The sequence below is a fragment of the Vibrio genomosp. F10 str. 9ZD137 genome, assembly GCF_049974785.1.
In the GTDB taxonomy this organism is placed as follows: Bacteria; Pseudomonadota; Gammaproteobacteria; order Enterobacterales; family Vibrionaceae; genus Vibrio.
Genome location: NZ_JBNGCJ010000367.1, coordinates 1 through 1791 on the forward strand (window position 1 = coordinate 1; position 1791 = coordinate 1791).

Consider the following 1791-nt stretch of genomic DNA (forward strand, 5'->3'; position numbering starts at 1 on the left):
CTTTTTATAAAGGGCGGTAAAAACAGTTTCTTCGGAAACAACTTTGGTTTCAATGAACTGAGTGACCAATACGAATAACTGCTTGCAGTTATTTGGCACAGTCAATTCATTATCTTTCTGTTGGAAAGATAATAGCTTTAAAGTTACATCTTCATGTTTACATGAAGATTAGTTTTGAAGTCAGTATTCGTTGAGCCGACAAAATCTTAAATTGAAGAGTTTGATCATGGCTCAGATTGAACGCTGGCGGCAGGCCTAACACATGCAAGTCGAGCGGAAACGAGAAGTAGCTTGCTACTTCGGCGTCGAGCGGCGGACGGGTGAGTAATGCCTAGGAAGTTGCCCAGTAGAGGGGGATAACCATTGGAAACGATGGCTAATACCGCATAATCTCTTTGGAGCAAAGCAGGGGACCTTCGGGCCTTGTGCTATTGGATACGCCTAGGTGGGATTAGCTAGTTGGTGAGGTAATGGCTCACCAAGGCGACGATCCCTAGCTGGTCTGAGAGGATGATCAGCCACACTGGAACTGAGACACGGTCCAGACTCCTACGGGAGGCAGCAGTGGGGAATATTGCACAATGGGCGAAAGCCTGATGCAGCCATGCCGCGTGTATGAAGAAGGCCTTCGGGTTGTAAAGTACTTTCAGTCGTGAGGAAGGGGGTAAGCTTAATACGCTTATCTCTTGACGTTAGCGACAGAAGAAGCACCGGCTAACTCCGTGCCAGCAGCCGCGGTAATACGGAGGGTGCGAGCGTTAATCGGAATTACTGGGCGTAAAGCGCATGCAGGTGGTTCAATAAGTCAGATGTGAAAGCCCGGGGCTCAACCTCGGAACTGCATTTGAAACTGTTGGACTAGAGTACTGTAGAGGGGGGTAGAATTTCAGGTGTAGCGGTGAAATGCGTAGAGATCTGAAGGAATACCAGTGGCGAAGGCGGCCCCCTGGACAGATACTGACACTCAGATGCGAAAGCGTGGGGAGCAAACAGGATTAGATACCCTGGTAGTCCACGCCGTAAACGATGTCTACTTGGAGGTTGTGGCCTTGAGCCGTGGCTTTCGGAGCTAACGCGTTAAGTAGACCGCCTGGGGAGTACGGTCGCAAGATTAAAACTCAAATGAATTGACGGGGGCCCGCACAAGCGGTGGAGCATGTGGTTTAATTCGATGCAACGCGAAGAACCTTACCTACTCTTGACATCTAGAGAAGCCAGCGGAGACGCAGGTGTGCCTTCGGGAGCTCTAAGACAGGTGCTGCATGGCTGTCGTCAGCTCGTGTTGTGAAATGTTGGGTTAAGTCCCGCAACGAGCGCAACCCTTATCCTTGTTTGCCAGCGAGTAATGTCGGGAACTCCAGGGAGACTGCCGGTGATAAACCGGAGGAAGGTGGGGACGACGTCAAGTCATCATGGCCCTTACGAGTAGGGCTACACACGTGCTACAATGGCGCATACAGAGGGCAGCAAGCTAGCGATAGTGAGCGAATCCCAAAAAGTGCGTCGTAGTCCGGATTGGAGTCTGCAACTCGACTCCATGAAGTCGGAATCGCTAGTAATCGTGAATCAGAATGTCACGGTGAATACGTTCCCGGGCCTTGTACACACCGCCCGTCACACCATGGGAGTGGGCTGCAAAAGAAGTGGGTAGTTTAACCTTTCGGGGAGGACGCTCACCACTTTGTGGTTCATGACTGGGGTGAAGTCGTAACAAGGTAGCCCTAGGGGAACCTGGGGCTGGATCACCTCCTTATACGATGATTTTTACGATGAGTACCCACACAGATTGAT

Annotated in this window: 1 rRNA gene; it reads left to right on the forward strand. The window is 50.8% G+C overall.

Features of this window, described 5'->3' with window-relative positions:
* Nucleotides 1-208: 208 nt before the first annotated feature.
* A 16S ribosomal RNA gene (locus ACP45E_RS08170) occupies nt 209-1753 on the forward strand.
* The last annotated feature ends 38 nt before the right edge of the window (nt 1754-1791 follow it).